The sequence below is a fragment of the Paraburkholderia sp. PGU19 genome (genome assembly GCF_013426915.1).
Taxonomy (GTDB): Bacteria; Pseudomonadota; Gammaproteobacteria; order Burkholderiales; family Burkholderiaceae; genus Paraburkholderia.
Window position 1 is genome coordinate 587224 of record NZ_AP023179.1, and the last position, 21857, is coordinate 609080.

General features: G+C 57.7%; 24 protein-coding genes. 10 read left to right on the forward strand and 14 right to left on the reverse strand.

The window, feature by feature from the left end; translation table 11 throughout:
• Nucleotides 1-63: 63 nt before the first annotated feature.
• The 4 genes from H1204_RS02655 to H1204_RS02670 form a co-directional block, all read right to left on the reverse strand.
• Nucleotides 64-1314 carry an MFS transporter gene (locus H1204_RS02655; RefSeq protein WP_180729702.1) on the reverse strand — a complete coding sequence of 417 codons (1251 nt, stop codon included), beginning with the start codon at nt 1312-1314 and terminating at the stop codon, nt 64-66.
• Between the two features lie 99 nt (nt 1315-1413).
• Nucleotides 1414-2379: a PDR/VanB family oxidoreductase gene (locus tag H1204_RS02660; RefSeq protein WP_180729703.1), complete on the reverse strand. Its 966-nt coding sequence runs from the start codon at nt 2377-2379 to the stop codon at nt 1414-1416.
• Between the two features lie 11 nt (nt 2380-2390).
• Nucleotides 2391-3170, reverse strand: coding sequence for an SDR family NAD(P)-dependent oxidoreductase (locus tag H1204_RS02665; RefSeq protein WP_180729704.1), 780 nt, complete (start codon nt 3168-3170; stop codon nt 2391-2393).
• A 60-nt stretch (nt 3171-3230) separates the two neighbouring features.
• Nucleotides 3231-4502, reverse strand: coding sequence for an aromatic ring-hydroxylating dioxygenase subunit alpha (locus tag H1204_RS02670; RefSeq protein WP_180730852.1), 1272 nt, complete (start codon nt 4500-4502; stop codon nt 3231-3233).
• A 146-nt stretch (nt 4503-4648) separates the two neighbouring features.
• Here H1204_RS02670 and H1204_RS02675 point away from each other — a divergent pair, with 146 nt between their 5' ends.
• Both H1204_RS02675 and H1204_RS02680 read left to right on the forward strand, forming a co-directional pair.
• The gene (locus tag H1204_RS02675) at nt 4649-5407 is read left to right on the forward strand and encodes an IclR family transcriptional regulator (protein WP_180729705.1); all 759 of its coding nucleotides are present in this window, start codon (nt 4649-4651) and stop codon (nt 5405-5407) included.
• A 230-nt stretch (nt 5408-5637) separates the two neighbouring features.
• Nucleotides 5638-5919 (forward strand): helix-turn-helix transcriptional regulator, encoded by a 282-nt coding sequence (locus tag H1204_RS02680; protein ID WP_180729706.1) that lies wholly within the window; start codon nt 5638-5640, stop codon nt 5917-5919.
• Between the two features lie 660 nt (nt 5920-6579).
• Here the strand turns inward: H1204_RS02680 and H1204_RS02690 are convergent.
• Complete coding sequence (locus H1204_RS02690) at nt 6580-7509, reverse strand: NUDIX hydrolase (RefSeq protein WP_198001214.1); 930 nt, start codon at nt 7507-7509, stop codon at nt 6580-6582.
• Nucleotides 7510-7700: 191 nt separating this feature from the next.
• Between H1204_RS02690 and H1204_RS02695 the strand changes: the two genes are divergently transcribed.
• Together H1204_RS02695 and H1204_RS02700 are read left to right on the forward strand one after the other, a co-directional pair.
• Nucleotides 7701-8093, forward strand: coding sequence for an HIT family protein (locus H1204_RS02695; protein WP_180729707.1), 393 nt, complete (start codon nt 7701-7703; stop codon nt 8091-8093).
• Nucleotides 8090-9157 carry an HNH endonuclease gene (locus H1204_RS02700; protein WP_180729708.1) on the forward strand — a complete coding sequence of 356 codons (1068 nt, stop codon included), beginning with the start codon at nt 8090-8092 and terminating at the stop codon, nt 9155-9157. Before H1204_RS02695 ends, H1204_RS02700 begins: the two co-directional genes overlap by 4 nt.
• Nucleotides 9158-9394: 237 nt before the next feature.
• On the opposite strand, the gene H1204_RS02705 is transcribed toward H1204_RS02700, so the two are convergent.
• The gene (locus H1204_RS02705) at nt 9395-10306 is read right to left on the reverse strand and encodes a LysR substrate-binding domain-containing protein (protein WP_180729709.1); all 912 of its coding nucleotides are present in this window, start codon (nt 10304-10306) and stop codon (nt 9395-9397) included.
• Nucleotides 10307-10449: 143 nt separating this feature from the next.
• Between H1204_RS02705 and H1204_RS02710 the strand changes: the two genes are divergently transcribed.
• Both H1204_RS02710 and H1204_RS02715 read left to right on the forward strand, forming a co-directional pair.
• Entirely contained in the window at nt 10450-10644 is a 195-nt protein-coding gene (locus H1204_RS02710; protein ID WP_180729710.1) for a hypothetical protein, read from the forward strand.
• A 15-nt stretch (nt 10645-10659) separates the two neighbouring features.
• Nucleotides 10660-11967 (forward strand): NAD(P)/FAD-dependent oxidoreductase, encoded by a 1308-nt coding sequence (locus tag H1204_RS02715; RefSeq protein WP_180729711.1) that lies wholly within the window; start codon nt 10660-10662, stop codon nt 11965-11967.
• A 609-nt stretch (nt 11968-12576) separates the two neighbouring features.
• Here H1204_RS02715 and H1204_RS02720 read toward each other — a convergent pair.
• Genes H1204_RS02720 through H1204_RS02730 form a run of 3 tightly spaced genes read right to left on the reverse strand, consistent with a single transcriptional unit; the run spans nt 12577 to nt 13418 of the window.
• On the reverse strand, nt 12577-12795 hold the full coding sequence (locus tag H1204_RS02720) for a hypothetical protein (protein ID WP_180729712.1): 219 nt from the start codon (nt 12793-12795) through the stop codon (nt 12577-12579).
• The gene (locus H1204_RS02725) at nt 12795-13151 is read right to left on the reverse strand and encodes a hypothetical protein (protein WP_180729713.1); all 357 of its coding nucleotides are present in this window, start codon (nt 13149-13151) and stop codon (nt 12795-12797) included. The genes H1204_RS02720 and H1204_RS02725 overlap by 1 nt, the downstream gene beginning before the upstream one ends.
• Nucleotides 13152-13172: 21 nt before the next feature.
• Nucleotides 13173-13418 (reverse strand): hypothetical protein, encoded by a 246-nt coding sequence (locus H1204_RS02730; RefSeq protein WP_180729714.1) that lies wholly within the window; start codon nt 13416-13418, stop codon nt 13173-13175.
• Nucleotides 13419-13536: 118 nt separating this feature from the next.
• Here H1204_RS02730 and imuA point away from each other — a divergent pair, with 118 nt between their 5' ends.
• Both imuA and H1204_RS02740 read left to right on the forward strand, forming a co-directional pair.
• A complete protein-coding gene (gene imuA / locus H1204_RS02735; protein WP_180729715.1) occupies nt 13537-14235 on the forward strand; it encodes a translesion DNA synthesis-associated protein ImuA in 699 nt (232 codons plus the stop codon).
• Nucleotides 14236-14288: 53 nt separating this feature from the next.
• Entirely contained in the window at nt 14289-15251 is a 963-nt protein-coding gene (locus H1204_RS02740) for an SOS response-associated peptidase family protein (protein WP_180729716.1), read from the forward strand.
• 68 nt (nt 15252-15319) lie between these two features.
• On the opposite strand, the gene H1204_RS02745 is transcribed toward H1204_RS02740, so the two are convergent.
• Both H1204_RS02745 and H1204_RS02750 read right to left on the reverse strand, forming a co-directional pair.
• A complete protein-coding gene (locus tag H1204_RS02745) occupies nt 15320-17365 on the reverse strand; it encodes a phospholipase D-like domain-containing protein (RefSeq protein WP_180729717.1) in 2046 nt (681 codons plus the stop codon).
• Nucleotides 17366-18060: 695 nt separating this feature from the next.
• Nucleotides 18061-18624 (reverse strand): hypothetical protein, encoded by a 564-nt coding sequence (locus tag H1204_RS02750; protein WP_180729718.1) that lies wholly within the window; start codon nt 18622-18624, stop codon nt 18061-18063.
• A gap of 220 nt (nt 18625-18844) precedes the next feature.
• On the opposite strand from H1204_RS02750, the gene H1204_RS02755 reads away from it, so the two are divergent.
• On the forward strand, nt 18845-19480 hold the full coding sequence (locus tag H1204_RS02755) for a hypothetical protein (RefSeq protein WP_180729719.1): 636 nt from the start codon (nt 18845-18847) through the stop codon (nt 19478-19480).
• On the opposite strand, the gene H1204_RS02760 is transcribed toward H1204_RS02755, so the two are convergent.
• Nucleotides 19461-19832: an H-NS family nucleoid-associated regulatory protein gene (locus tag H1204_RS02760; RefSeq protein ID WP_180729720.1), complete on the reverse strand. Its 372-nt coding sequence runs from the start codon at nt 19830-19832 to the stop codon at nt 19461-19463. The two genes, H1204_RS02755 and H1204_RS02760, sit on opposite strands and share 20 nt — an antisense overlap.
• 175 nt (nt 19833-20007) lie before the next feature.
• On the opposite strand from H1204_RS02760, the gene H1204_RS02765 reads away from it, so the two are divergent.
• Nucleotides 20008-21009, forward strand: coding sequence for an H-NS family nucleoid-associated regulatory protein (locus H1204_RS02765; protein ID WP_180729721.1), 1002 nt, complete (start codon nt 20008-20010; stop codon nt 21007-21009).
• A 69-nt stretch (nt 21010-21078) separates the two neighbouring features.
• On the opposite strand, the gene H1204_RS02770 is transcribed toward H1204_RS02765, so the two are convergent.
• The gene (locus tag H1204_RS02770) at nt 21079-21330 is read right to left on the reverse strand and encodes a hypothetical protein (protein WP_180729722.1); all 252 of its coding nucleotides are present in this window, start codon (nt 21328-21330) and stop codon (nt 21079-21081) included.
• Between the two features lie 53 nt (nt 21331-21383).
• Nucleotides 21384-21695 carry a hypothetical protein gene (locus H1204_RS02775; RefSeq protein WP_180729723.1) on the reverse strand — a complete coding sequence of 104 codons (312 nt, stop codon included), beginning with the start codon at nt 21693-21695 and terminating at the stop codon, nt 21384-21386.
• Nucleotides 21696-21857 lie beyond the last annotated feature (162 nt).

Sequence of the window (21857 nt, forward strand, 5' to 3'; positions counted from 1 at the left end):
TACTAATTTGTAGATTTGCACGTGACCGAATTGCTCGACTTGCGTCACACCTTGTGTAGCGGATTAGACTTGGGCGATGCGCTTGCCCACGAACAACATCGCTATCATTCCGACGACCGGCCCGATAGCGAGCGTGAGAACCGCGAGCACGATGGAGTGTGTCCCGCCATATACATGTCCGACGGCCAAGGGAGACACAGCACTACCCAGCTGCCAAATGGCGTTTGTCCAACCGGCACTCGCTCCCGCCAGACGTTTTCCGGATGCATCGCTCACCTGTGCCATCAGCACCGGCAGGTAGCCATACGAGAATGCGCCCAGAACAGGTGCGACGACATAAAACTGACTGACGGTCGAGCACATCCCGAAAATCACCAGCGTGATGGCGAACGCGATGAGGACCAGGATGGACATCAGCCGACGCGAAATTCCGGGCAGGTCAGAAATCCATCCGAGCGTCGGCTTCGCAATGACCGCGCCGATACCGAAGGACGCGATGATTGAGCCAGCCACTACAGGAGATATGCCGTATTGGCGCGTCATCAGAGCATTTCCCCACGCGCCAAATCCGACGGTCGCCCAGAGCCCGCCGCATCCGGCAATCGATAGAAAAATCAGGTTGCGATTGCGCAGGAGGCTGAGCATCTCCTTTGCACTGTTCCGTGTCGGGGCCCGCTCGCTTCCCGGACGATTCTTGAGAAACAGGAGGGAGACTATGCCCCAGGAAAATGTGGCAATGCCCAGCATGCGGAAGGCGCTGGACCAGCCGTACTGGGCCGAGATTGATGGCACAATTGCGTTCGCGAGCACCACAGCCAGCGATGTCGCCGTCGTGTAGATGCCCATCGCTCGGCCACGGTCTCGCGTAAACCACGCTGGAATCACTTTCATGCCGGCGGAATAATCTGCGCCGGCGGCAAAACCCATTGCCAGTTGAATCAGGATACCTACCGTCAACGACGTCGTCTCACCAAAGCAGAATGTGAAGACACCCAACGGCAGCAACGCAAGTGTCATCATGACCCTCCCGCCGAGGACGTCTGTCAGCATGCCACCGATGATGTTTGCGACGACATACCCTGCGTAGAACGCGGTCACGAAGGCGCCGAGTAGTGAAACCTGGATACCAAGCGATGAACCAACAGGCGCTGCGACCGTGCTCCACGCGACGCGGTCGACGTAGCTGAGAAGGAATGCTGCCCACACGATGAATAACGCAACCCAACGGTAGGGGCTTGCCTCCGTTTCACCTGCGTTTGACGCGGCCCAAGCCGCACCCGGGGCGTCACTCGACGACGTCAGATTCTTTTCCACGACTCCTCCAGGGAAGGCGTGCGTTTGCCGCCCTCTTTTTCTTTCGTTTCGACATCCAGCATTCAAAGAACGCCAGGCATGTATTGCGGATTTGCAGCGTTACAGGTCCAGCACGAGCCGCCTGGATTTCGAGCGTGAGCAACACGGCAGAAACTGGTCGTTGCGTGCCTGCTCCTCCGGGGACAGGAACAGGTCTCGATGGTCCGGCTCCCCGTCGAGCACGTGAGTGAGACAGGTTCCACAGATGCCTTGCTCACACGAAACCGGAATGTCAACTCCAGCGTCCGCGAGGGCTTGCGTGACTGTGCGGTCTGCGGGAATCGCTACCGTCTTCCCGGTACGTGCAAGGGAAACTTCAAACGTCCCATCAGACGAGGTGTCGACGGCGGGTGCCGAAAAGAACTCATAATGCAGCCGATTCTCCGGCCACCCCTTTGCGCGCGCCGCATCCAGCACGGCGTTCATGAAGCCTTGTGGGCCGCAGACGTAAAGATGCGTATTGGAGGTCGCGTCTTTAAGCAGGCAATCCAGGTTGAGTCGTTGTTGCTCGTTTTCGTCGTCAAAGTGATACTGCACCCGCTGGGACCAGGATTCGTTGGCTAGCCGCTCTACGAAGGCTGCGCGCGAACGTGAACGCGCACAGTAATGCAGTTCGAAGTCTCCGCCTTCCTGGTCGAGGTGCTGCGCCATGCAAAGTAGCGGTGTGAGTCCGATGCCCCCGGCTAGCAGCAGATGCGTAACTTGACCCGACGCGAGCGCGAAGTGATTCCGAGGCCCGCTAACTCGCAGTTCCGCTCCTTCCTGGACTGCTTCATGCATGCCTGCGGAACCACCCCGAGACTGAGGCTCGCGCAACACGGCAATCTGGTAACTAGTCCGCTCATGGGGCGCGCTGCAAAGCGAGTATTGCCGCACATGTCCCGTAGGTAAGTGGATGTCAATGTGTGAGCCGGCATCGAACGCGGGCAAATCGCGACCGTCGAGGCTCACGAGTTCGAAACTGACGATGCCATCAGCCTCGACATTTCTTCGTGCAACGCGAAGGGTCATTGTGGAATCGTTCATGGCCTTTACCGTCACATAATCGACAGACCGCCGTCGACCATCAGCGTGGTGCCGGTGATAAACGACGCCTCGTCGCTCGCAAGCCAGAGAATTGGCCATGCGACTTCTTCAGGAGACGCCCATCGACCTATCAAGGACGTATCTTGCCTTTGTGTCTTGAGCACCTCGACGCTCTTTCCAGCTGCATTTGCACGATTGACGTGGAAGTCGGTGAGCGTTGAACCCGGACAAATGGCGTTCACGCGCACGCCCTGGTCCGCTTCCTCAAATGCGAGAGTACGCGTCATTGCTAGCATGCCAGCCTTGGTCGCGTCATAAAGGCCCATGCCTTTGCGACCCGTCACCGCGTAACAGGACGACACGTTGACGATGCTGCCTGCGCCCGCGACCCGCAGACGCGGCAGCGCGGCCTTGCAGTAATTCGACGTGCCCACCAGATTCACTGACACCATGCTTTGCCATTCTTCTGGCGTCACATCGGCGAGCGCGCTGTAGTTACGCATCGCGGCATTGTTGACGAGCACGTCAAGCCGCCCGAACGTACGCGTAGCGAGTTCGACTGCTGCAGTCGCCTGGTCGGCGCTCGCCACGTCAGCAACATACGTTTGAACTCGTGCTTCGGAGCCGCGGCTGAGCAGGTCGTCGCAAACCTTGGCGAGCGCTTGTGCATTTGCATCCACGAGGACAACTGCTGCGCCTTCGTCGCAGAATATGCGTGCAGTCGCTGCCCCGATGCCACCTCCGCCGCCTGTAATCAGCGCGACCTTGTCTCTAAGTCGTAGACGTTGCATCTCATGCCGGCGTGACGCCGGCCTCCTTTGATAGAGATGAATAACGAGCCTTGGGCTCGCTTAGATGGAGTAAATCGGCTGACCTTTCCCGTCCGCGAGGTGAATAACAGCCCACTCTTGCGGCTTCTGGTCGCGCGGAAGCAGTGCGCCCGCGGCACGCACCCGCTGCTGGTCGGAATCGATTGCAGGCGGTTGGGACTCTTCCGTCAGCGCGGTAGCGGCCTCGTAGAGCATGCGTCGAGCCATTACGATGGCGCGGTCCGTCGGCAGCAATTTCTCTTTGCTGTGGTCCTGGATGGGCCCCATGCTTTCTTGCAACGATGCGTCTTGCATCGCGAAGCCAAAGACGCCGGAGTACGCGCGCTTGTCCTTCTGTGCCTGACGGTCAATGAGGTAGTCGTTGCCTTTGTTTGCCTTCGGGCGGAACGTACCCGGCTCGTATTCGCAGTGAATGCCTTTGCCCGCGTTCAGGTCGTTCATTTCTTCCTCCGACAGCGGACGGTCCGGTCGGAAATTGATGCTCCATGACCAGCAGTTGTGGTCGTCAATCGGCACCCAGACATGGCCTGCCAACGAGTGGTCGCCAAACGGAGGAATCAGCGTGTACCAAGGGAAGAGCCACTGGGTGATGCGCCAGTAGAACGAGTTCGGTTCGCCATTGCGTCGTCCAAAGAGCGTGAGCCCGAACGGCTGCTTCTCGATTTCAAAAATAACGTTGCCGTCGGCTTTGATGTACTCGAGCGCCTTGGTGCCTTGGTGCATCGGGTCTTCGTCGACTTCATAACGATGCACGTACGACACGTGGCTCGTGTCGATGCCGCCTTCCATCGCCTGAAGATAGTTCGACTCCTGCAGACGCTTGGACACAAAAACGTGGTCCGCCGGCAGATTGCACCATTCGAGGTCGGGTGGTGCCGGCTGCTTGTCTTTCGGCCCCATGTAGGCCCAGACAATGCCCGCGCGCTCGATACACGGGTAAGCCGTGATGCTCATGTGTTTGCACGCCTGCGGCGCAGATGGCACTTCCACGCAGTTCCCGTTTCGGTCGAACTTGAGACCGTGATACGAGCACCGAATGCCGTTTTCCTCGTTGCGGCCGAAATACAGCGACACCCCGCGATGCGAACAGAACTCGTCAATCAGTGCCGCATTGCCGTCTGAGTCGCGAAACGCGAGCAGCTTTTCGCCGAGGATTTGTACCCGCACGGGCGGGCAGTCAGGCTCGGCGACTTCGCTCGCCAGAAGAATCGGCACCCAATAACGCCGCATCAGGTTGCCCATTGCGGTGCCCGGACCGGTGCGCACCAGCGTTTCCGACATGTTCTTGTCCATGCTCAACTCCAAATGATTTATGAGGTTGTCCGTCTGATGAGATTGTGATTTCATTCTACGGACAGGCGACGTAAACTTCAAGCAGGGGGAGATAGGGGATTTCTCTACAATGGCGCAGACGGCATCGCCCAATGGGATAAGGAAAAATGGAAGAAAAGAAGGCGCACGAGAGCGTTCGCGCGGTCGAGCGGGCGTTGGAGATACTTTTGGCGTTCAAGGCTGGGGACAAATCGCTGACCGTTGCTGAGTTACTCACTCGAGTGAATCTCAGCCGTCCAACTCTGTACCGGTTGCTTAATACGCTGGAGCAAGCGGGCTTTCTTTCCTCGTCGGGTGAACCGCAGCGGTTCCAGCTGGGCAGGTCGGTTGCACAGCTCGCTCACGTTTGGCTTAGTGACAACCGAATCGCGGAACTCGCTCGACCGGTGCTTCGAACTCTTTGGGAGGCCACGTCGGAGACCGTTGCGCTGTTCGTGCCCGACGACACGTATCGACTTTGCGTCGCCGAACTGGAGAGTAATCAGCCACTCAGCTTCCGACGTGGCGTCGGCTATCGCGAGAAGCTTGTGCGCGGGGCGAGTGGGCGCACCATTCTTTCGCAGATGCGCCTCACGCCAGACGAACTGCGGCGCTACCTTGTTGACCCGGACCAGGACGTGTCGGTGCTAATGAGTGACTTCGAGGACATTCGCGCGAAGGGATTCGGCACGAGTCAACACGAACTGATTGAGGGTGCAGTCGCCGTAGCGGCGCCATTCTTCAATGGCGCGAATCAGGTAGCGGGTTCGCTTTGTATTTTTGGTCCCAGCGTCCGCGTCAACGAGCAGCGGGTTGCTTATTTCGCTGAGCTGCTTAAGCAGGCGACTGGCAACCTATCGCGACTGCTTGGACAGCATGCGCCTTGAACATCAGACATTCGAACGAGGTGTCGACTACTGAGGGCACGTCCAGTCAGATTATTCTGACTGTGTCGAGCGAAGCCAGCTGTGTACCGCGTGCGCTGCGTGGAGCGACGAAGGCGTAACAAACTGTTGCGGCTATGGTGATTCGGCAAATACAGGACGAAAATCATAGGCCTTGTCGGGCTCCCAGCTGGCAACGACCATCAAAATACCTGAGAGAGAATTCAAGCGAGATGAACCGACGCGCTCAAGCCATCCAGCATCTGGAGCGTAGCGGTGAGGACAGCAGACGCAGACGCGCCCTTGCCGCACGCCTCGACACCGCCCTGAAACGGGCCGGTATCAGTACCGCTTGCGTCGCCAGGCTGCTCAATGTGGCCATGCATGACGTGCAGTTCTGGCGCCGTGGTATCACGGTTCCGCCGTTAAACGTATTCACGCGGATTGCCGCCTTTCTTGAGGTCGACGCCTACTGGCTGTGTACCGGGCAGGCACCGGGAGCACCGGCCATCTAGCCTCCCCTGCAAGAGGACGGCAAGAGGTGGCACTCCATCGCCCGGCAGACGCGCCCGGCGTAGCGGACCAGGAAAAAGCCCAGCAACTTGTTCGACCCCGCAGTTCACTTCCGAGCGTCGGGCTTATGGCAACCAGGACGAGGAATTCGCGGGCGAGGACCTTTTCTGCTGTCAGACTGGGCGCTTGAGCTACAAACGCGGCTACATAGCTGGAAGTCGCCACACCTCAGCGCACTCCCTGGCTGCCCTCTGCACAGTTCCGTCAAAGAGATTCGTGCAAGTCCGCCTGTTCTGCTGCCCGCGCTTTTCTCCCGCCATTGGTTCACATCTTCTTTACGGTCGTTATCGCAGGTACCTGCATTGATGGGCCGCTTAGGTTGCACGTTCCGGCAAACCGAGCCAGTCTGCTGGCCGGTCGATGCTGGCCAAGAAGTCGTCCAGGGGCGCCCGTGATAGCGACACGCTCGTATTGTTCTCAAAGGGATGCAACAGAAATGCTTGTTCTTCGACAAGGTCCAGGTCTATGACGAGCCGAACCCGCTATCCATTCAGGCAGTACCGACAACTTGAGTTGCATCGCCGTTTCAAGCCACATCCCGCGCACGTCGCCTTTTCGCAGGCAATCAGCAAACATGTCCGGGAAACGCTCAGGTACAGTCATCATTCGCCGCGCTCTGGTTGACTTCCTCGTGGATGTGCAAGCAGCTCCAGCAATGCACACACGATGCGCGGTGCGCCCCTGAAGCCTTCGTAGCCTTCGCGTTCACGAACAGAGACCATGGCATCCATTGCCTTATACGCCGGGCCGTCTCCGTTGAAGATGAGATTTTCAAACCTATCGAGGTCGATGGTGAGTTCGCGCGCGCCGCTTTCCCGAAGCTTTACATAGCGGTCGAGCGCTTCCGTCCAATAGGCATCATTGGCCCAGTGGTACTCGCGGCTCATGGGCGTCTCTCGCTGTACGGCCGCCTTGATAGCTTCAATCAGGTTCGTGTCGTTTGGATGATTCAGCACCTCATCGAGCCTCTCGACTGGCACCAGATGCACAGCCTGGGATTCCCACCCCATATCGGCAGGCGTTCCATCTACGCGCCTCGCCACGTAGTAGCGGGTGTAGGTCAGGGAACGGGACGAGTCCGCAAGAAATCCCGTGACTTCTACTTTCAAGCCAGCTTCTTCGTATGCTTCCCGGATGGCATTTGCCTGCCTCGGGAGCCCCTTCTCGACTCGTCCCTTGGGAAATGTCGCCGTGTAACCTGCATAGCCATTGGACGGTGCTACCACCCAGACGCGACCATCTGGTTCAATAATGACGACACCGGCCGCTTCTTTCTTGCCAGCTGGGCATGAGAACGCAGGCTCATCGAACTCCAGTTGTCCCGCAACTGACGCCCATCCCTCAGACGTCTTGGGCGCCGACCAGGAACTGAGAGCTGCGCCGTTCAGCACACAAGGCATCGGGCCGCCGGGCGTGACGGTCGCGATGGCTTTGGCATCCGACCATGTTTCCAGCGTCGTCGGTTTGCTCGGGCTCTTGAGCACTACAGGCTTGCCATGTTCGTCAGGGTGCGGGTGGTAAGTCGTGGTCATAGATATTGTTGTTCAGTGAGTAAGCCTGTTCCTGCTGATGACAAACCCAACCGGCCATAAGAAATCCGTCGGAGGTCGGGATTATCGCTCTTGACGTGTCGCTTGGCAGGTGGTCAACGCGGAACGCCATCCGCGGCGACAGTGAAGTAGGTAAAATAAGCCGCTCCCTCAAGTCTTTGAAGAAGCCCTCAATGTCGTCACAGACCTGTCCGTTTTGCGAGATTCCGACTGGCCGCATCGTGGGTCAAAATCAACATGCCGTGTGGATTCTGGATGGGTTTCCCATCTCACCTGGACACAGTCTTGTCATCCCCAAGCGCCATGTTCGTTCGTTCTTCGACGTGAGCGCCGAAGAGCGTGATGACCTCCTTACCCTTCTGGAACACGCCAAGGCGCATGCACTCGCGTCCCTCCAGCCGGACGGATTCAACATTGGCATCAACGACGGTCCGGCTGCCGGACAAACCGTGCCTCATCTGCACATTCATCTAATACCTCGTTTCACAGGCGATGTAGCAGACCCACGCGGCGGAATTCGGTGGGTAATACCTGCAAAGGCCGACTACTGGAGCCAACGAGATTGAGTTTCAGCTCGCCTCCACCAACGCCGGAAGCGCAGCTAGCTTTTCTCGCGAAGCTTCAACGATTGTTCGCCGAGGGCGACTTCACTGCGACGTATAAATTCGCGCTTCTGATTTCATTCGCAGAATTGGCAGTCGAGCACGGTGCCGACGACGGGGCGGAACTCCCGCTGACTACGCGCCAAATTGCAGAGCGGTTCGTCTTTCTCTACTGGCAACATGCGACTCCGTATGGAACTGGTCGTGTGGGCAGCCAGCCCGGCGTTTTGGTTCAGAATCTGGGGGACCAAGCCGCGATTCTGAATGCAATCTCAGAATTCAGAGCCACTACCTCAGCATCATCAGCGCTACAAGCATCCGGCTTGCCGAGCTATGCGCCACTGTTGTCGAAGGTGGCATCCGTAGTGTCCGCGCAACCGTTGAAGTACCTCCAAAACTTTGCTGGAGTCACAGACCCATTCCTGTATGAGCGGCGCTCAAGTGGCTCCGTGACGCTGAAGCCGGGCGTCAGCTATTGCCTGCGCCGCTTCTACACCCTCGTGGAGCAGATGGCACGGACCCGATGGGTCGCGCACATAAAGGCAAATCGCCGTAATCACCCGATTCTCGGGAACGCTGACGACCTCGCGGATTTTCTTTTCTCGTCTTCGCGACAGTCGCTCGAAACTATCAGCACTCAGTTGCGCAAGCTGGACGGTTCGCGTTGCTTCTACTGCGGAGAGCGGCTCAGCGACGCAGACGTCGACCATTTCGTCCCATTCTCGCTTTACTCAAGGGACTTGGCCCACAATTTCGTCCTGGCTCATCCGGCTTGTAATCGCAGCAAGTCTGACACGCTCGCGGCCAGACCACACTTGGAGCGGTGGCTCGAACGTCTTGTACTCAAAGAGCAGCAGCTCGCCGAAATCGGACTGCTTGCCGGCGTCTCAGGTGACAAAGAGATTGTTCAGCGAGTAGCGATGTGGAGTTACAAGGTCGCGAACGACACTGGCGGTCGTGCATGGTTGTCCCCGACAACCTATGAGAATGTCGATTCGCTCTACGTCAGCCTGTTATCAGGTAATTAACGCGCAAAAAGTTGACTCGTTACGTTCGCGTAAAATCTCTCACAACTCAACGCATGCAAAGGCGCGGGCTGAATCGTCAACGCGCGACACGCGTGCTGCTCGAAGTTGCTATCACTGGCCTATACGATATGAAGCCCAGACGCGTGTATGGTGAGGTCGAATTTCGCCGACGGCTTCAGCGATGAAAGTGGGCCTGCCTACAAGCACGTTATGCGACTTGGATTTGAGACGGTACCTTCACTGAACAGAACTGTCTCTGATGTATCGTTGCGCTGTCTCCATCAGCCAGCCTTCAAAGGCCTGCAGCATTGGCGAGTTTTGTTTGCGTTCGGGATAGACGAAGTAGTAGCCCTTGCTGCTCGGCAATGCCAGGTCGAAGGGCATCACAAGCTCCTCGGCCTCAAGCTCTTGCCCTACGAGGAACTTTGGCACCAGCGCGATTCCGAGCCCTGCCTTTGCCGCCACGACGAGCATCGAGAACAACTCGTATCGCTGGCCTCTCATGCTGTCCACGTCATGAACGGCCGCTTGCGCAAGCCACTGTCGCCAGGCATCGGGACGTGCTGACTGGTGAAGCAACGTATAGTTGGCCACGTCGCGAGGAGCGAGCTTCTCCTTGCCCGCAAGCAGTCGTGGACTACATACGACCACGGTTTCTTCTCCGAAAAGATATTTCGCTACCGAGCCTGGCCAGACCGGGTCACCGAAGTGTATGGCCGCATCGAAAGGCGTGTCCTTAAAGAGAAACGGCTCCGCCCGCGTTGTCAGATTAACGACGATGTCGTCGTGCGTCGCGTAGAAATCCGGTAGACGCGGAATAAGCCAACGCGTCGCAAAGGTCGGCGTTACCGCCAGTTCGATAATTCCGCCTGCGCTCCGATGCGCCATTGCAGCTAGGGTGTCGCGCTCCATCCGCTCCAGATTCTCGCGGACTCGTTTCGCGTAGATTTCGCCAGCTTCGGTCAGGCTGATTCGTCGCTTGAAGCGATTGAACAGTGGCGTGCCGAGGTACTCCTCGAGCCCCGCAACCTGGCGGCCCACGGCGCTTTGCGTGAGTGATAGCTCCTCGGCCGTGCGAGTGAAGCTCAGGTGCCGGGCGGCAGTCTCAAACGCGATGAGCGCGTCGATGCTAGGTATTTTGCGTCTCACACATCCTTCCCGTTACGCACAACGTTGAGTAATTATTTCGTTTGCGAGCGTTCATTGGCGACTTGAGAATTGTTCGTGCATCGCGTTGTTGTTTGCGATGGCGACGCAAATATATTTTCAACCGAACGTTCTCAAAGCGAAACATGAGCCACTTCATCGACGACGACGCTTTCTCCTTCCAGGACTTCCTGAACAACCGTTTCGCCCCGAAGAGCGTGGCGGACGAGGCAGTCAACACATCGTACTCGAAGCTGCTGGAAGGTCCGGTCGCCGTCATTGCCGGCAATGTCCCGGAGCGTGCGGACGCTAACTCGGTTGCCATCTTAGGTTACAACTGAAATGGGGAGTTGCAGATGCATCGCATCGTAATCGTAGGGGGAGGCGCTGGAGGCCTGGAACTGGCCACGCGTCTTGGCAACCGCTTGGGGAGGTCTGGCCGAGCGCAAGTGACCCTGGTCGACCGCTGTGCCGTACACGTATGGAAGCCGCTCCTGCACGAAGTGGCGACTGGCAGCCTCGATACGCACGCGCACGAAATTGCATATGCGGCTCACTCACACTGGAACCACTTCAACTTCGTGCACGGCGAGATGACGGGCGTTGACCGCGACAACCGGTGCTTGAAGGTGGGGCCCCTGTTCGATTCAGAAAGCAACGATTCCGAGGTGCTTCCTCCCCGGAATCTTGAGTACGACACGCTGGTGCTCGCGCTCGGCAGCCGTACGCATTTCTTTGGCGTGCCGGGTGCGGAAGAACACGCCATCGCACTCGATACGCTTCAGCAGGCGGAGCGGCTTCGCAAGCGTCTGCTACAGGTGTGCCTGAAGAAACGCGCACACAGCACCAACGAAGCAAATGAAGCGGTCGACATTGCCATCATCGGCGGCGGCGCAACGGGGGTCGAGCTTGCAGCCGAGCTCCGGCGCATGGAGCACACGTTGAAGGAGTTCCGGGTTCTCTCGGATACTCCGCGGGGCTCTATGCGCATCTCCCTTCTGGAACGAGGCGGCCGAGTGCTGCCGACCCTTCAGGAACGTGTTTCCGAAACGACGCGCGAAACACTCGAAGAGATGGGTGTTGCCGTGCGAGTGTCGACGACAGTGACGCGCGTCCAGCCCGAATGGGTCGAGGTTGAAGGCGGAGCGTCGATTCCGGCGGACATTACGATTTGGGCAGCAGGCATAAGGGCGCCGAGCGTCCTGGCATCGCTCGACGGTCTCGCGGTCAATCACATCAACCAGGTCAAGGTCACGAGTTCGCTGCAGAGCGAATCGGACTCGAACGTCTACGCGCTCGGAGACTGCGCGAGTTGCGCGATGACCGGTGAGGCGCCCGTTCCGCCGAGAGCTCAGGCAGCGCACCAACAGGCCATGTTCCTGTTCAAGGCGCTCTGCGCTCGAATTGACGGTCGTCCCATCGGCGCATTCACTTACAAAGACCATGGGTCGCTCGTTTCTTTAGGTTCACCGACAGCGGTGGGCAGTATCGCAGGCATCACCAGCACCGGGAAGTTCTTCGTCGAGGGATTCGTCGCAAAATTGATGTATGCGGCCCTTTATCGGAAGCATCTGGTCGCCGTCTCCGGCCTGCGACGAGCCGTTTTTACAATTGCTGCGCATGGCCTCGGCCGCTTGCTGACGCCCCGGGTCAAGCTGCACTGACCAGAACCTGCTTCGGTTCGGCGTCGAACTCTCGACGCTGGACCCACCCCGGACGGCTGTTCGGTCGTTCTCTCGAATCTGCTTCTGCCCAGCGCCGCTCCTAACGCAACGCGTTATCCGTGGCTGTCGAACTTCTCGCGATGCAATTTTATGTTGAAGTTCATCGACATGACTTGTCCTTCACCCACGCGTAACTTGTCCTCCACCCACGTTTTGCTTGACCTCCACACACGGAAATTGGGTATCCGCACGTGAAAACTCCGCTCGTGCTGTGTTGTTTTTGCGGTCAACCGTTCCGGTAATCATATAATCTTTAATCTGTGTAATGCCCTATGCGCAAGCGTCACGTTCTCTGAGATTCGCTTTCGCTCGCGTCGATAGTCAATCATTAAGCTCGCAGGTATCTAGTACGTTTCCAGGCGTGGGTGATAGTGGCAACCAGGGCATAGCGATGGCGTGCGCGGAGTCGCTCGCATCTTCAAATGGAGTCGGCCGAGTTTTCGGCAGGTTGAAACAGGTGGTTCGTAAACTTGTTGCATGACCCTGCAAATAAGTCGACTCTGAGTCGCATCACTCTCCGGTAGCAGGCTCGATGTGTTTCGATGAAGGCTAGCCGTGGCTGTCCACCCATGCACGAGCCCACGATAGACCTGCATCTTGAGCTTCCTGTTCGCTATCAAACACATCGAGTACACCAGACGCCTCGACAAGTTTGTTGTCACGCGTAATCGTGCCGCTTGCCGCGTAGCGTTCGTGCTCAAGAAGCTTTTCCTGGTGCGCAATTGCGTGACCCCACACGGCGTAGCCCTTGTACAACTCGGTTTGCATTAGCGTTCAACCTCCGCGCCGACGTGCCCACCGTTGACACGCAGGACATTGCCTTCCGGCGTTATTTGCCTTGGGATGTCTTCAAACGTCAGGCGGCTCGACTGATTCATGGTCGCGGCAACAGATGAAGCTCTTGGCACGGTCGCGGTCGCAACGATTTGCCGGTGAATATGGTGGCGGTGATAGTTGTGCGCAGCTATGCGGTGCCGCGTGGCCGAGGCGTATGCTGTTCGAACGTGAGTGTTACCAGCGCGTGCCTCCGGCGGATTCCAAAGCTCCCGGTACTGAGCGCCAGCAAAAACTGGCGCGCTGGCTAGCAACGTCAAGGCGAATACACCGACGAAAACTGGCTTCATAACGTTCATCTCAATCTGTGGCTAACGGGTGCAGCGGGTATCAGTACCCACGCAACTGCCATCGCAACCGCGGCAGAAGTGACGGTCGCGAATCGCATCGTCTACCCGCCAGACATTTGCTGATGGCGAGGCAGTGCCCGCCGACCTGCCATTTTCGCACGCGTAGAAGGCAGGCTCCCCAGCTTTACCGCGCTGAACGGCTTCGTCGATAATTGTGTCGCCGAACGCGTCGCGAAGCAGTTGTACGAACGCGGCCATCTCGGGCATCGGATGGTCCTTCCTGCGTACCTTTGCATCCAAAATCCGCTCCCGTCGAATTTCTGGTCTCAATCTCAGCCTTCGCATATGATACTGTATAAATATACAGTATCGGGGTGACGTGACTATGGGGACGCATGCCAAGGTCGATGAGATTCATCCGTCGTTATGGCGCGCGACGCAACTCGCACGCGCCCACGGCCGCGTTGTGGAAACCGGGTACCCCGTGTTGTCGTGTGAACTACCCGGCGGAGGATGGCCCACGGGCGCGCTCATCGACCTGCTCGTCAGCCAGTCGGGCGTCGGGGAGCTGCGCCTGTTGCTGCCAGCGTTGGTCGCGCTGACACCACGGCCAGTGGCGCTTCTGCAGCCACCTCAGGTGCCGAACGCGCTCGGACTGTCGTATATCGGGCTGGAACTCGAGCGCGTCATGCGGTTAAGCGGTGCCACGTCAGCCGATGCTTTGTGGTCGGCGGAGCAAATTCTCCGAGCCGGAACGTGCGGTGCCCTGATTTTCTGGGCACAACACGTGCGGGCGTCGTCGCTGCGCCGTCTGCACCTCGCAGCACAGTCATCGGAGACGCTGTTCGTAATGATGCGGCCGCTTGCTGCAGTGCAGGACGCGTCTCCCGCAGTACTGCGTCTGGCGCTGCGACCGTCGGCCGATGGTCTCGTTGTTGACGTGATAAAGAGGCGTGGACCGGCAGCAAGCGAGCCGATTGCTGTGTCCCTGCAGCCAACGCCTGTGTTGATGTCAACAAGGCGGCGGACGCTCCGACCTCTCGAAGTCTCAATGTCAGATACGGTTGAGCCCATACACGCATAACGCGTAGACTGGTTTCTGGCTAGCGGAGTCACGGAACTTGACCGGAGCGACCTATGTGTTACTCAGCGCAGATTGAAGCCGACTACAAAAGGTATGTGAAAACTTTTGGCGCGCACATGGACATCCGCGAGTTCGCACGCCTGTACTGGGAGCGCGCGGAGGGCAACCTGAAGGCCAAAATCCCCAAGGCGATGGACGATTCGTTTACCTCGCCGCAGTCGGATGAGGAGCGTGAAATCAAAAGGCTCATCGACGAGTACAACGGGGCTCAGACTACCTCGCTAGAGGAAGAACTGTTCAAGCAACGGGCGCGGCTGGTAGCAGCAGAGCGAACTCTGCAAACAAAGCCAACGAAAACCGCAACCGAGAGTAAGCGCATCGCTGGCGAAAAAATCGAAGCGATGCTTCGCCGACTCGACGATATCAAGCGCGTTGAGAGCGAACCGAGGGACTCACGCATCTTCCCGGGGCATTACGCGCCGGTCCTGATTCAAGAGGCGGGGCAGCTTGTCGTGCGTCCGATGAGATACCAGTGTCGAATTGCGGGCAAGCCCGCAAATTACGATGTCCGCTTCCCAGGAACGTACAACGCGCGATTGGATAGTCTCGCGAAATTTTGGGCACCGCTTTTCGGGCGTTCGCACGGACTCGTGGTTGTCGATTCGTTCTACGAGAATGTCGCGAAGTCGAAAATGGAAGGGCGCGTGCTGGCAGAAGGAGAGGAGGACGAGAACATCGTCCTTCAGTTCACACCGCGTGATGGAAGCAGAATGCTTATAGCTTGCTTGTGGTCAAAATGGACGGCGCCTGGCGAGCCAGACCTCTATTCTTTCGCAGCTATTACTGACGAACCTCCGGCAGAAGTCGCCGAGGCGGGGCATGACCGGTGCATTGTTTCCATAAAGCCAGAAAATGTTGCGGCGTGGCTCAACCCGAATCCTGAAGACTTGGCGACCCAGTATGCAATCCTTGAGGACAAGGTGCGCCCGTACTACGAGCACCGGCTTGCTGCGTGACATCGGGCGACTGTGCTTACACGAACGAGTCTGCTGATTGCCAACCGAATGCCAAGACCGCCGGAATTCTAGGCTCGCGGTTTTGACGCCTTGCGGGATTCTTTCACGGCTTCGGGTGTGACTTTCATTCCCTGGTCGTTGGTTCTTGGCAGCAACGGCGGCAGCGGTTCACCGTCGGAAACCCAGAACAACCGCTCGGTGAAGTTCTCCCAATCCTGCTGGAAGTACCGCGTCTGCCACTTGTCAGTGTCGCGAAAAATCCCAGTCCACGTCGGTTTGAATTTGGTGAGGTTAGGAAACTTCGGGGGTGGTTCCCCTTTGGCTTTGGCTTTCTTGGCCGCTTGCTCGCGCTGCTGCGCGAGCTTGTAGCGCCATCTATAGTGGTCGTAGACGTCCAACACGTGAACAGCGTAAGCGATGGCCAGTTCCTTGTTGCCACTGACGATGACCATGTTTTCATCGTTGTTGTAGGAGGCCTTGTAGCCAAGGTTGTGGCTACCCGTGATGACGTGACAATTTTCGTCGTCAAAGGGGTCGATGACGATGATTTTGTCGTGAATGATGGCGTGCCCTGTTTTCACCAGCTCGGTTTCGAAGTAGCCGAAGTCGGTCGAAAAGCCGGCGGGTGAAACGGCCGCGGCATTTTGCCAGCCCGCTTCATCGTAGATGGCGCGATTAAACTTTTGGGCAAGGCCTCGGTCGCTCACGGCACCTCGAACCAGAAGGCTCGGCTTGTCGATAGCAACCTTGGCCAGCTGGTCAAGGAAGGTGATACTGGTCGCCGATTCCGCACTGCCGGGCTGGAACGCGAGAAAGAAGATGGCTTGATTTGCCGCCGCCATGAGCTGTGCGATGGCGGTCATGTCTGCAGGCTCGGAAGGCATCTTCGGTGCCTTGGACGTGCCCGTGTCTATTCGAGCCTTGGTATTGGGTGAGAACCAAACAGTTGCACGACTCGCCGCGATTTTAAGCGTCGCACCTGAACTTGCACCGGCGGACCGCAGCGCCTTAGCCTGCAGCCCATGCTGGGGTGCGGGTGACTTCGGAACCGTATTCGCAACGCTGTCACTTTTGAGTGCAACCCAGTACTCCAGGTACTTTGTCGCAACAGCGGTGTCCTCGACCACGAGAGCGTTATTGTTCTGTGTGCAGAGGCCGGTGGGGGTCCAGTTTGTGCTACCTGTGAGTACCGCCTGCGGGATGTTCTTATCGTCGACGTACACGAGGAATTTGTTGTGCGCGATGCCAGTAGACGGCATATAGCGGGTAACAATGTTGTCGCCATGCTTCGCTACTAAATCTCCTCGCGCCTTCAGATTCAGGCCATCGTAGACAGTTTTCCGCTTCGGCTTACCTGACGCGGTCTTACCATCGGGAACCGAATCGTTGTCGTTTGACAGAACGAGTTCCAGGCGATTCTTCGGCAAATCGACAAGCACCTTGATGAGTTCGTCATCCGTCAACTCGTAGAGCGCGCCTACAATTCGACCGCTCCTTTTCGCGCGGGCGGTGAAGGCAAGCAGCGTGTCCAGCAATTGACCGGTAAGTCGCTGTCTTTCTGCCGCGCCGAGTGCCGCGATATTCTCCTTAACGAATTCCTGAACTTCGGAGGAACTCAAAGCTTTGCCGCCTGGTTTGTGAATCTTGCGTGCCAGGGCTTGCGTAGCAAGGATTCCGCGATTGAACGTTGCTCGCACCGTTCCCGCCTGTGTGTCGGAGCGCGCAACCTCGGGTGTAGTAAGCCAATACCTTGCATCCATCGGTTGTGGCTTGTCGGACGGACCGTGAAGCGGCACGATGCGATAGACGTACTTCACGCCAGGTTCTGCGACCAGGTCCTTCCAGTTGAATCGCTGCAGCGGCCATTCATCAGTGGTCTTTGGCTTTCGCTCGTCGTTTTTGCCGCCAGACCAACCGACATAGGACGGGAGCGCGGCAAACTTGGAGTCGGGCTGCGATGACTCTTTGCGTTGAACCGTAAAGCCGATGCAATCAGGGATGGGGCCTGGGTAGCTCCAAGCAACCAGAATGACGTCGTTGTTCGACCAGGCGACCGCTGTGGGGGCAATTATCGAAGTGTTGCCTACATGCGCCGGTTTTTTGTTGGTCGCCATGGCATTCTCCCAGGATTTGCGGGAAGTTAAGCAAACTTTCTTTTAGTTTTCAAGATGAGAGAATGTTGCCTGAGTCAACTAAATGTGCACGACGGTGGGCAACTTCGCTCATTGGGGGGACCATCGACGACGCAATTGAGAATGCTTGTGCTAGAAATTCGGCACCGGCGCGAGCAGAAGCCGCGCTTTCAAGAACAGTCGTGAACACACGGAGCCCATTCAACGTGAAGTCGACGCGCACGCGAAGATGTATGAAGGGAAAACGGCTTCACGTCCGTTCGGTTTCATGTTGCGCAGAGTGAACTTGTACCAGTTTCTTGCCGGGCGAGCCCATGCTCAACGATGTGCGACGTCCGTAGGTCGTCGCTCTTGAGTTCACCGCAACCGCGCGCGTAACAGAGACGCTTCTCCACAGGCTGGTGTGCCATTCCCGAAATTTGGTAGTTAGAGTACTTCCAAAGGAAGGGCGGCTCAAGACACTAAAGCTGTCTCACCCGATTGTCGTTATCGCGGCCTAATAACAAGACTGCCGAGTGAACAAGACTGGAACTGCCAATCGAGGCCGCTGGTGTTTCCGTGTCGGCCTGATTGCAGTCGCCTACTTAAAACTCGCGTTGGTATATCGAGCGAGATGTGAGTTCTCGCTCGAATTGTCGGACGTCGTCATTGCTCAGAGACCAAGCAAAGCGGGTTACTTACAGGACAGCATTGAGAAGCCAGGCGCCATCCGCTCTGATAAATTCATAAGTAAGTCCTTGGCTCTCACCGCTCTCCGGGCTGAAGTAGACAGCGCGGAAAGTGAACGCATTCAGCGACTTCTGAGTCCAGGAGTCCGTCCTTAGGACGCTCAAGCAGCGGTTCTTCGGTGCGTATCTCATTGACGTATAAGGGGCCGGGATATAACCGTTGCCAAGCTGGGCCGACGTATACATGCTTAGGACGCGCGATGCGTTCCACTCGTGATAGCAAGCAGACTTCGACATCACTGCCACGAGAACCGGCTGTGCAGAACTGACCATGTTACGCAGTCCAGCGTCTCTTGATGCCAAGGATGCGCCAATCGCATCCCGCATCTGTCCTTGCTGCTCTACTGAAAGTGAGGGGCCAAAAACTGATGGAGTACCGCCTCCTGAAGGAGCCATGGCTTGATTCACTTGTGCCAAGCCATTGTTCAAACTTTGCAGAGCGGCGCCGGTTTCGGCACACGCCGTCAACGTCAACGCTGCTGTCACTACCGACAATCGGAAACTGATGTTCACGTGGCCCTCGTTATCGTTATAAAAAAATGACTAGGGGCTTAACGGCACAGAACGCAAAAACTTTAGCTCTCGCGCCGGTCTGTGGTACAGAAATTTGCGGTAGCCGGGCCGCAACCGGATTCGTGGTTGAGGACCGGCGAGAACGGCGACATAATTGCAACTCACCGCTAGGGGTCGCGGTGAATCTTTACTCAAACAGAACGTATAACACTCAAGAAAAATGAAAAAGGCCAAAGTCATCGCCATATCTGCTGTCACGCTGTTCGGTCTGTCTGGTTGTGGTAGCAAGCAGGATGCAAACAAGAGCAACTTCCAGTCTGCTATCCAGGATTATTTCAATACGAAAAGCGGCGTTTGTGTGATGGTGCCGGCGAAGGAAATTCCCTTCACGCTTCAAAAGAGCGGCGGGATGAATTTCATCAATGAACCGGAGAAAGCCGCCGCTTTGGTGAGTGCTGGTTTGCTCTCGGCGAAGGATACGGAGGTGAAGGCGCCCTTCGGGAACAAGATGGTCGCTGGCGTCCAATACTCGCTCACAGACGAAGGCAAAAAGTATCTTGTTAAGGGGGCCGCCGGCAACATGGGTAATTGGGACGCATTTTGCGGTGGCAAATACAAAGTGAAGGAAGTCGAAAACTTTACACAACCCGCCGACATGTTTGGTACCAAGATTTCGCAGGTCAATTTCATCTATGAGGTTGATGATGTCCCCGCTTGGGCAAAGCAGCCTGCGCTTCAAGCCGCATATCCTTCCGTGCAGCATGACCTGAGCGATGCGCCAGGCGACAAGGCCGTTCTTGTTGCAACCAGTGACGGTTGGATGCATGAACGTCTTTTCAAAAGCAAGGGCGGGTAAGGCTTTGCCTTCTGCGCGCGCCGCTATGCGATGGGTGCGTCATTGCCAGCCGGCTGCCTGCAAACGGGTCCTCGCTCCAATCGACATTCGAATGGCCCGCAGCTGTTATGCGCGAAGGGGCGTCGACCGCGAAGTGTTCGACTGACTGCCCAGCACTTACTGCATGCACAAGCCACTGCGGCATTTCCCCTTCGCCGCTCCAAATTTCTCCCGTTGCGCTGCGGTAGCGGGCAGATTCTCGTCGAATCTCGTCTTCAGCGATTGCGGTCGCCAAGTCGTCGAGTTCGATGCCCACCTCATTCATTCTGCGGCGCAAGTAGGCAACTATGCTGTCGCGCTTTCGCTCGTCCATTACGTTCCTCTATTAACTAAAGTGCGCAATCTGGCGCGTCCCCACGCTTCCGCAAGCGCTGTGCCCTCAGGTTACCACTGGGCTGTCGGCAACATATACGACTCGCCGCTCATTCGCATATCGTTGTTGTTTTATGGCATAGTGCGGCGATTGCAATCAAACGGGGAGAAAGAAAATGGCTACCTTAGAAAGCCTGCAGGCGAAAATCGCAAAGCTCCAGGTGCAAGCCGAAGCAATCGCGAAGAAAGACTCGTCCGCCGTTATCGCAAAAATCCGCGCCATTATGGAAAAGCACGGCTTCACGACCGCGGACATCGATGCGTATGCGGATGGTGGCAAGAAGCGTGGTCGCAAGCCGGGCGTTAAGGCCGCGGCCAAAGCAGCAAGTTCGGTAGCGAAATACCGGGACCCGAAGACAGGGGCGACGTGGACGGGACATGGTCGTGCGCCGGTGTGGATTGCCAACGCCAAGGACCGGACCAAGTTCCTCGTTGATGCGACCGGCGCAACTGCGAGCAAACCGAATGTTTCAGCCAAAACGCCTGGCAAGGCGGCTGCGAAGGGCAAACTGCCACCCAAATACATCAATCGCAAGACTGGCGAAACGTGGAGCGGTCACGCACGGCCGCCGGCATGGCTTAAGGACGTCAAAGACCGCAGTAAATTTTTGATTGCAGGTGGTGCGGAAGCGACTGTTGCGGCAACCGCAAGTGCGGTGAGCAAGGCGAAGGCTGCGGCAAAGAAGGGGGCGTCGAAGTCGAGCGGTGCGACTGGTGGCAAAGGCCAGCGAAAAGGTCCGCAGCCGGCCCTTTACCGTGACCCCAAGAGTGGTGCGACCTGGAGTGGGCGCGGGCGTGCTCCGGAGTGGTTGGCATCGGTGAAGGACCGTTCGAAGTTTTTGATTGATGGCGCCGGCGTGGCGGCCGACGTGAGTGCTTCGAACGAGACGAAGCCTTCGACCAAAAAAACAGTTGCCAAGAAAGCCGTCGTCAAGAAGGTCGCAGCGACAAAGGCCGCACCGACGAAGAAGGTTGCGGTGAAGAAGGTGGTTGCGCAGAAGGCCGTGAGCGCGAGGGTCCCGGCTAAGAAGGCGCTGGCGAAAAAAGCGCTGCGCCAGAGCGTGGCCGCGCCCGCGCCGGTGGCCGCAGTCGAGTCTGGCGCCGAGATAACGACCTAAACGTAGTTGTCGGATGCCCGGTGGACAGCAATTCTCTGGTTCCACCGGGTACACCAAGCAGAGGACGTCCTATTGCGCCTGTGCTGCCGCGTGGCGCTGCACGGCCTGCTGCTGAGCTTGCTGTTGCGCGTGCTCCTTCGCGAGGTGCCTGCCGACCACGCAGCCACCGACCGCACCAACGACAGCGTGGTGCCCCGCGTAGTGCCCAGCGACCCCGCCTACCACCGCGCCTTTGAGGCAGCCTGCGGCGTTCGCCGTTCCGATTGTTGCCAAGGCCAGCGTGACAGCCGCTAACGCAATTCTCAGTTGACTAGCTTTCATTCCTGGTTACTCGTGCGTAGTACGCTCTGGACGATGTGTCGTTCGGTGTCGTTTCAATAACCACCCCAGCGACCGCGCTCGCGCCACTCATGTTCACGCCATTCCTGGCGGCGCCATTCACGTTCACCCCACTCGCGACGTTCGCGCCATTCGCGAGCTCGCCAGTCGTCGTCACGGCCGTACGCGACGGCGACGGGTGCGGGAGCATACATGGCGGGAGATGGCGGTGCGTACACGGGCTCTGCCGGCGCATACACGGCTCCGGGGATGCCCAATCCGATGGCGACGTCGACGTGTGCCGATGCTGCAGTTGATGCTGCCAGTACTGCCAGACCGAGCGCTGCGCCAAGAATCTTCTTGTTCATCTTCGCTACTCCTCGCACGTTGGGTGCAATGTCAGTGACTACGGCTCGGAGTGTAAGGAGCGATGTCGGACACATGTGAAACGGCGGTGCGAGATTGGTAACGCGGCATTACTAGGGGCGGCGCACCGCGCGCAGTACCTCGTCAGGACCTGCAGCTGCGCC